Annotated in this window: 3 protein-coding genes; all 3 read right to left on the bottom strand. The window is 63.2% G+C overall.

Translation table 11 applies throughout. The features are described 5' to 3' along the window. Window positions 1-195 precede the first annotated feature (195 nt). The 3 genes from E5W87_RS10220 to E5W87_RS10210 all read right to left on the bottom strand — a co-directional run bounded on the left by E5W87_RS10220 (window position 196) and on the right by E5W87_RS10210 (window position 8,700). A complete protein-coding gene (locus E5W87_RS10220; RefSeq protein ID WP_292396625.1) occupies window positions 196-1,986 on the bottom strand; it encodes a hypothetical protein in 1,791 nt (596 codons plus the stop codon). Window positions 1,987-2,051: 65 nt separating this feature from the next. Then, entirely contained in the window at window positions 2,052-7,853 is a 5,802-nt protein-coding gene (locus E5W87_RS10215; protein ID WP_292396623.1) for an AAA family ATPase, read from the bottom strand. A 490-nt stretch (window positions 7,854-8,343) separates the two neighbouring features. Further along, the gene (locus tag E5W87_RS10210) at window positions 8,344-8,700 is read right to left on the bottom strand and encodes a hypothetical protein (protein WP_292396620.1); all 357 of its coding nucleotides are present in this window, start codon (window positions 8,698-8,700) and stop codon (window positions 8,344-8,346) included. Window positions 8,701-8,900 lie beyond the last annotated feature (200 nt).

Below are 8,900 nucleotides of genomic sequence, written 5' to 3'. Positions count from 1 at the left end.
GCGCCGTGCTGCGAGAGCTGCAGCGCTTTTTCGTCAGTCGAAGCGGCCACAACTTCCCCGGCTGTTTTTATTTCATACTCGCACCAAGATTCGAGAGTGTCTGATCAGCAACCCCGACAGTACCGTTCAAGGTCAGCTTCGTCTGCGGGAAGCGGGCATTGATCGTACCCCTGGTAGGGTGGTCAGGCGGTCCAATCAGCCCATCAGCAAGGTGCCGAGAGCCTCGCAACTAGGTGTATCGCGTATCCCCGGGATGTCCACCTCGCTCTCGTAGCCCTCCATGGCGATCCAATCGTGCAGCCAACTTACACAGACCTGTTGCAGGAGGTCGGCATCCCTGGAAGCAAACGCGACGACAGTGTGCGCCGCAGGGTTCCGCACCGCGTCGATGAGCTTACCGTGGAGCGGCCGGATTTGTTCCGCATCGACAAGCGCGGATGCCCCCTTGGTGCGTTGCCGGGCGAGCATGGCGGGCACGACGGTCAAGAGAGCTGACAGTGTCATCTTCTGTCCTGCTGACGGGAACACGAAAGCTGTCTGGCCACTGAAATACCCGTCGAAGTCCGCTTCGACCAACTCAACGGGCGAGTTGGCGAAATCGATCGAGCAGAAGCCCGCAGCGATGGTTTGTAGGATAGTCTCCGGGACGTTGACGAGGGCGTTCACCCTCCCGGCCGGCTCTGGCAAAGCCAGGGCCGAACGGGTTGCGCCTACGATCATGAACAACAGCGCTGTGCGCAGCTCCGGATCCGCAGCTCGCCTGGCCAGCACGTCGGCTCGCAGTCTCGGGAAGCCGACGATTCTCGTGATGTATTCTGCCCATCGCCTGATCTGGTCAAGCCAGTCCCTGAAAGGCTGAAGGAGCTCGGGATCGAGCCGGCCCAGTTGCTTGAGGCCCTGATCGACTGCCGGCCAGTCGATGCCGAAGAGGCCCCGGTTCGGTTCGGGATGGAGCGCCGATCGCAAGCTGATGAGCTCGCGGAACGCGGTCAGGCGGGGGTCGGGATCGGTTAACGTCGCCGCAAGCATGCCTGCTCGTCGGACATCGCCCTCCTCCAGCGCGGTCAGGCAATCCCCATAGGCGCTCCATTGGGGAAGAGTTCCCTGCAGAATTCGACGCGCCAGTATCTGGGTGGAGCAGATGAGCTCGTTGCTCTCGTTGCGCTTGCAGAGAAAATTGTGGAGCGGGTTCTGGAGTAGAAAGGCTCCTTGCGCCGGGCTAACCTTGCCGAGCGCCAACGCGGCCAAAAGCTCCTGACGCTGTGATGCGGGGATCGCCATGAAACGGGCGAGGAACCGATCGACGGCAGGCCCTGCACGATCCAAGCACCTTGCGACTAGCTGATCCTTGCCGCTGTCGGCCACGTCGAGCAGACCTTCATAGACCGCGTCTGGCCCTCCCGCCCAACCGTAGAGGCGATTCGCCACAGATGGAGCGATCCCACGATCCTGGGCCGCCGAGACGAAGTCCTCGCGGGATAGCAAGCTCATCACAGCCTGGTCGTGATTGTCGCCGTATACGGAGTTCAGAAACGGCTGCTGCGCATCCAGCTCCCTACGGATCGCATCGTAGCCAACCGGCGAAAGAGCGAGGGTCGTCAGCTTCCGCTCATGCTCGAGCGATCGCATGCCCGACAATACCGAGCTCATTCCGCCGTCGCGGATGGTAGCGAAGGCGTGGAAGCGCTCGATGACCAGAATGGGATAGGAACCGGCATCGAGCGCCGCCTCAACGGCGTTTTGAAGCACGTCGCTCGGGTAGTCGACGGCATCGATGTCGACCGCGATCTTCGCCTGTTGCCTGATCCGCTGCGCGACCTTCGTGGTGAACTGGGCGCTCGACATCATCGCGTCGGAGATCACTCGAATACAGATCGGACGGTGATTGGCGAAATGAGCGGGCAGGGTGAAATGGTCTTGCACCCACTCGGCAACCATCCGTGCCGTCTTCGGTTCATTGCAGCCGGACGGCACCAGCAGCAGCATGGATCGACCGGGCACGGCGCCCCAGACAGTGCGCGCCCGCGACGCGAACCAGCCGCAGTCCCGCCTCATCCTGCCACCTGCTGCTGGCGCAAATTGAACTCCTGCCAGTATCGCGGCGCCCGGAAGCCCTCGGCGAAGAGTGGGATCTCGAAGCGGACCGCGGACGGCGAATCCATTCGCAGCACCTTGAGATCGACCAGCGACCTCAGACGCTGCTTCCAAGACAGGTTGCCGTCCAGCGAAAGGAGTGCCTGGTCGATCACGAACGGGATCGCGGCTTCCGGCGCCGCTAGCGAACTCGCCTGAGCCACGCGATAAAGGAGCATCCATAGCAGGTCGCGCTCACGCGGCGCCTCGAGACCCAGCATGTTGTCGATGGGCTCGAGGATCTCGTACGGCTTGAACGGCAGGTCGGCGTTGCCGCGGACCAACGTCGCGACCGCGCCACGTATGTCGAGCCGCATCGCCGGTCCCGTGCGGACCTGGAAGGAAGTGGTCGCGCCGACCTGCCAGAGGAACTGTGGCATGCCCGAACAAAGCTCCCTCGCATACTCGACTGCGGCGCGATCGAACTGGATGTAGGGCATCACACCGTTGGGCGCGACGATTTTGGAGGCGGCGTCGAAGTCCTTGAAGCCTTCGAGCGCGATCGCTTGGCTGCTCCCGAAGAAGGCGTTCTTGTACTCGCGAGCGAACACGTTGATATGATTGCTTCCGGACAGTAAGATCCCGACAAGCCCGGTCGTCTGCGACACTTCGCGGAGGCTCTGCAGAAGCTGCTCGAGCTCCAAGCGTTTGCGGCCTCCGACTTGATAGGCTGCGACGAGCGCTTCGGCTTCGTCCATCAGGAGCAGCAGGCGGACCTCGCTCATGCCTGTCCACTCACGGACGCGGTCGCTCAAGGCGATCAGGGAATCCGACAGGCTCTGCTCATCGTAGCAATCCTGGATTGCCTTGCGGGCCTGCTTCCAGTCGTTGCCGAAGGACTCGCGGATGCGCGCGGACAGAGCGTAATTCTGGTCGGCCGTGGTCAGGTTCTGGCGTACCAGACCGTGCGAGATCGCCTTGAACACGGTGGCCGAGACTGACTGGTCGGGGGCCGCGAGCTCGACGCGTCGCTCGGCGAGCGAGACATAGAAGGTGATGGCGCTCTGAGCGCCAGGCTGCGCGTGCTGCCTGTGGAACTTGTATAGGAGCGAGGTCTTGCCGATCCGGCGCATGCCGGTGAGCAGCACCGGACTCGGCCGGCGCGCCGAGACGAGGGCCTGCCTTAGGCGCTCTAGTTCATCGATTCGGCCGACGAACGCACCATCGATGGCCGGAGTGTTGCTGACGCCGGGATAGAGTTCGAGAAGCGTCTCGGTATCGAGCGTGCGCCCCGTCTGCCGACTGCGATCAAGCGCGCGAACGCTGCAGACCACGTCCTCATGGATAAGGTCCCCAGTTAGTGTTCGGGCAGCGAAGCGCAAGCGGACACCTTCTCGCCGACCGGCCTGCTTCGCTTCGAACCAAGACGGACCGAAGCGTAGCGGGAGCGTGAAGTCGGCGGCGAAGTAAATCGGGCTTGCGGAAAGTTCCCGACGGCGGGACAGGTCGGCGAAGGTCACATCGTCGTCCGCGAAGAGCTGCACCTCGAGCAGGGCGGGAACCAATCCCTCGGGAGTGACCACGACCGGAAGATCGATCGAGTCGGTGCCCCGCCCTCGCTCACGCAGCCGCAGATCATCGTCCAAGCTGACTCGGAGGGCCGGCTTTACAGCCCGTGCCGCTGTCGGCAGGTTGCGCAGGAACGTCCGAAACGGTCCCGGTTTGGCGTCCGAGGCAATCTGGCCGGCAAGCGCCTCCGCGACAGGGAGCAGGTCCGGGCGATTGGACGCGACCGCCCTGAGATCAAATAGCTGTGCTAGCCGTGCCTCGATCGCATTGTCGTAGCGGTGCGCGAGCCTGAGTACTGCCTCCTGGGCGCCATGTTCGTGGAGGAACACGAGAAGCGGGGTCCGGAACGCTTGCGGCTCCCGGATGCTTGTCGCAGCATCCCACACCCGTTCCGCGACGATGGACCCATTTGCCCCCGTGACCAAGGCATTGAAGACCCGACTTGTCCTCGACGGCAGTTCGCCTGCGATCATGCGACCGAACGGGGAGATCGGGAGCTCACTCCAGGACCCTCCCTGGGCAGGCGCGCGTGCCATGTCGCTGCTGCTGTCGGCGGCGACGGCGCCAGTTAGCAGCCGGTAAGCAAGCTCAGCCCAGCGAGACTCACCGACGCCCGCCTCTTCTTCAGTCACGCTGGATAGCCAGGCTGCGGCCGCAGGCAGCGCATCGGCGACTTCGGCGGCAGGGCGCGCGCTCAAGTCCGCGAGCGCCGCAAACGCCCTCGCGCGCGAGATAAGCTTTTCGGCAGTGCTGGTGCCAGCCGAGGCGGCAGCCGTACGGCATGCCTCGGCGGCGTAGTTCCAGTCGTCCCTCCTGATTGCGTCGCGGACGTCGGGTGGTAGCGCCACCTCGGTTGAGGGGTCGGCAAGGCTCACTGGGGCGCCACCGCCGACATTGCCCTCGTCGTCTGCCGGGGTTGCGGAACGGGGCGCAGATTCGATCTGATCGGACTCGCCGACCCTGCCCAGTGGCGAGACGACGATCTCGCCGATGTACTCCACCTGAGCGAGGCACAAGCCGGCGCGATCCGAACTCAGAATGCAATCAGCGACCTCGAGCAATCGCTGGAGGCCGGTCTCTATCGCATCGGGGTCGTCGATCTGGTTGAGCGATTGTGCGCGCTCGACGACGAAGTCGAGGAACCATCGCGTCAGGCTTGCCAGCGCGCTGCGCTCTTCCACGACGAGCATGTGCGCGGACTTGGCCCAGCTGCCGAGTTTCACAGCCGAGTCCTGGACGAGGTCGGCGAAGTTAGAGGCGATCTCCTTCGGGAGCCACCGATCCGCCTCTTCGATGCCCGCTCGGAAGGCGGTCAGATCCATTTCCAGCTCGGTGAGGTAGGTATTGCTGCCAGCGAATGCGGCGTCTACCACGGAGAGGTGATGCCACTCATGCGCGCGAGCGGCGAAGGTGTTGTCCCACAGCGACTGTAGGTCGGCCGACGGGAGGTGCCGACCCCCAACGCTTACCCCGGCGAGATCAAGGAGCCTAAGCAGACGCTCCTGTTGGAGTGACCCGCTCTCGTTTTGGGGCTTCGCGGCAGCTTCAGCTAGAGCCAGCTCGATTAGATCGAGATGATCGGCAGCTCCATCAAGGTCGAGCCGCGCAAGACAGGCATCGACTGCCGCGTCCTCCTCGGAGAGGAAGGTGCTGCCCGCCCCGTCTTGCGTATTCAACTGTGTCCGACGGGCCTGAAGCGCTTGGACCGTAGGTGCCACTGCTTCGCGCACCAACGCGGACGCCTCCGCGTCGCCGGACCGTTCGGATACGTTGAGCGCCGCTTCGAACTCTCGCTTCGCGATTAGCTCCTCGACGATGTCGTGCGGACCGGGCAGTCGGCCAACGGACCGCCATTTGACCACGCTCGCCGCCACATCCATCGTGGAGGGTCGTTGGCGGCCATACCGCTCGGGCAGATCGAGATGGTCCGCCAACCAGCCGTCATCCGAGCTCGACCATGTCCGCGTGTTTAACGGCTCGGGCGAGCCCAACAACGTCGCATGCCGATGCTGCAGACCATCGCCCGCGAGCAGGTGCGCCAGCTGCCCCTCGAGCCACTCAACGCTGCCGATAGAGCCGTCGCCGCGAAGCTGTTGTCTGGCGCTCTGGAGCGCGTCGCGCACGGCGCGTGACCGTAGATCAAGCCGATGGTCGAGCTCTGACGCGAAATCCGAGATGAGCAATGCCGCCTGATCGAGGTATCGCTCCAACTGTTCAACGTGGCGGGGCTCAAGTCGGTCGATCGGGCGGTCGGCATGGAACTCGGTCAGCACTTCGGCGACCGCTGCCTCTCGCGACGCGAGCGCAGCAGCCAGCGTTCTGGCCTTTCGTGCATCTGGCCGTCCGTCGATCAGGATTGGTAGCAGCAAGGACTCGCGCGCCAGCTCGCGGAGACGCCGAAAATTGCCCTTCAACCCAGCAGGAGCTGCGATGAACGAGGTCAGGGCGGCTTCGGCGCCGTGACTGTCTTGGTCCGGACCTTGAACCAACCGCAGCAGCTCCGGTCCGCTCCCCACAGTGTCGAGCGCGGCCGTGACCAACTCGGTAATCTTGCTCACTGTCCTGCCTACCAGCTCAGGATCGCTGAGCCCCGCGCCCGGATCGGAGATCTGCGCGAGGGGCCCGAAGATGAGCGCGTCTCGCAGCCGCTCCGCCGCGACCAGGCGACGGATATCGGGATGCTCGTCGAAAGCCGACGAGCTTGGATCGACGAACCGAAGAAGTGACCGGCGACGTCCGGTCTCGTGCTGCGACAGGATGATGTTCAAGAGGCCTTCGGGCACCGTTCCCCTTGCAGCATCGACGGCGGCTCGCAGGAGGAGCGCCCCACCCACGATCCAGGTATCATCAGTCATATCAGTGACGATAATCTCGAGCTCTTCGGCACTGGAGTCGTGGAGAAAGGCCGCCAGATCAGCGGTGGACCGGCTCGGCGCCCAGTCCTTCACATGAACTAAGAATCGTGAGCGAGCTTCTCGTTCGGCGGCTTCGGACGCCGCCAAGCCGAGAAGGTCATCGAGACTCCCGCGATCTGCGGGCAGAGTTGCGCGTTCGCGCCACTTGGCGAGGCAGGAGGTAGAGGGCTTCAGCTCCTCGAGCGCGAGCACCAGCCCTTCGTGGGTGCGCAGCTGCCCGGCGAGGTCCTGTTCTGCGTCAACCGCGAGGTTCGGCGCAACCTTCACCCCGACCGCTGCTTCAATCGCTGCGCGGAGCGAGCATAGTTTGTCTTGGACAGCGGATGTTGTCTCAACGAGCGCGCTTCGGTCCGCTCGCGCGGCATCGACCGCAGCAACGATGTCCGCCCACTGCTCGTCGGGAGCCGCAATCAGCACTGTCGGATCAAACCCGACCATCTTGGAGGCGTGTGATGAGGAACGCATGCTGCGACTGGCTATTGCGCCAAGTTCGACCGCTTGCCGTTGCAGGTCACTAGACGGTGCGATTCTTGGGATCACCGGCTCGCTGGGACGCTCGAGGCGAGGTCGGCTCGGCTGATTGATAGGGAGTTCGGTCGGCGCCTCGACCTGTTCCGGAGCGGCTTGCTGCATTGGCCCCACAGGCTCCTCTTCGTTCCTTGAGCCTAGGCCCAGTTCGGCAAGCTCACTGCAGCCCAGCTCGAGCGCCGTCTCGAGCAGATCAAGTCCCTCCGCCTCGGGCAGAAGAGAGGCGAATAGCGTGATCGCCCTCGCAAGTTTGGGTCCGGTCACCGGGAATGGACCGGCCTGCCGGGCATTCCTGAGAGTGTGCGCTGTGAGGAAGATTCCATCGCTGATCTCGGGTCGCTTCACGCTGATGCCCACGCACCAGTCCACGAGCTCAGTGAGGCTGGGGTCTCGCACGTAGCCGGACCAAATAAGCTGGGCGAAGCTGTCCCGCACTCTTCTTGTGCGGACTTGCGAGCTCCCGCGACCGTATCTTCTGTCGTCCATCTCGGACACGAACACGATATCGGCTGTTCGCGAGCGAGCAGCCGCGCAGTTGCCGAGCGTTGCTGCCATGGCCCGGTCCCGGGCGAGCTGATCGCCCGTCATGGTGCTGCGCCAACTCTGCGGGACCGTGCGCTTGAGGTGGGTCTTCAGCCCCTGTCGGATCGTGGTGGCCGAACAGCCGAACCGGAGAGGCAGGAACTCAAACAGCGTTTGTCGCAGATGCTCCGGCGGGAAGAGCACTGGAGGCAACTCAGCATCGCACCGGATGGGCCAATAGGTCACAGCGATTCATCTCGGTTTTGCGGGGTGTCTCTGAGGCATAGAAAGGAGCGCGCGAATGGCACGAGGAGGCGGCTGCCGACGGCCCCGCAGCACCTTTGGTAGACTGAACCACCCTTTAGCGACATGAAGTAACTGCGCCGCCAATCCATTCTCCTTTGACGTGCGGGACGTCGCTTGGAGGGCGACCGCAGCCCGATCCCGATTGCTTCATATTGCACCAATTGCTGAGATAAGGCCCTGAGCTCTACCTTGGACAAACAGTAATTGCAAGAAAGCGTAGACGCAGCCAAAGACGAAATCTTCTGCCGACGAAAGAACTCACTCGATTGCCGTCAAAGACCTAATCACCCCAATCAAGAATCGGATGGGCAGGATTCCTATCGATTAGGGTGAGATTCGAGCGTGCTTTGCCCGATTGCCCGGGAACTTGGAGTACGCAAGCTATGTCCGCTGCTTGGCGCAATCCTGTCATCACATAGTTGAGGCGCGATCAGGCCCGCATCATGGAGTACAGGATGGCCTGCACGTGCTCTTCCAAATCGAGCTCGCCACGGGCCTCAACAGTCAACAGGTACTCGGCCTTGACCCGGCGGTCGCCTCGGCTGGTCGCAGGATAGGAACAAATGGCCAGCAATGCTTGCTCTTCAATCCGGTCTGCCCTCTTGCGGTCGCCCCAGCTGCTGCCCGCTCGATGAACAACCCGATGGAGCGCGGCATAGGCGGTCTCATGGGCTGAGATCAGCACCTGCAATTCAGGTGAGGTAGCTTCACCTTCAGCAACCGTCGGTTCAATGAAAGACGCAACGGCGGCGAACGCAAAAAGTGTACGGCGGGTGACTCCGGGCATGCCTCATATACCTTGCCGTCTGATGAGTGCCGGCACAGCATAGCACCGGCGCAACGGTCCGCAGAGGTGCTCTGCAACGCGATCACATTATCTGCTGACAAAACGTATCCGCTCGCAGCTGCTCCTCGCGCCTGTGGCTGGCCGGTTGAGCCCCGTGAAAACTGGAAGTTTCGCCGGGTGGTGGAGCCCCCCACCCCCCC

This window comes from Mesorhizobium sp., assembly GCF_004962925.1.
Classification (GTDB): Bacteria; Pseudomonadota; Alphaproteobacteria; order Rhizobiales; family Rhizobiaceae; genus Mesorhizobium.
Note: the sequence above shows the minus strand (reverse complement) of the source record. Positions and strands in the feature narration are given on the sequence as shown.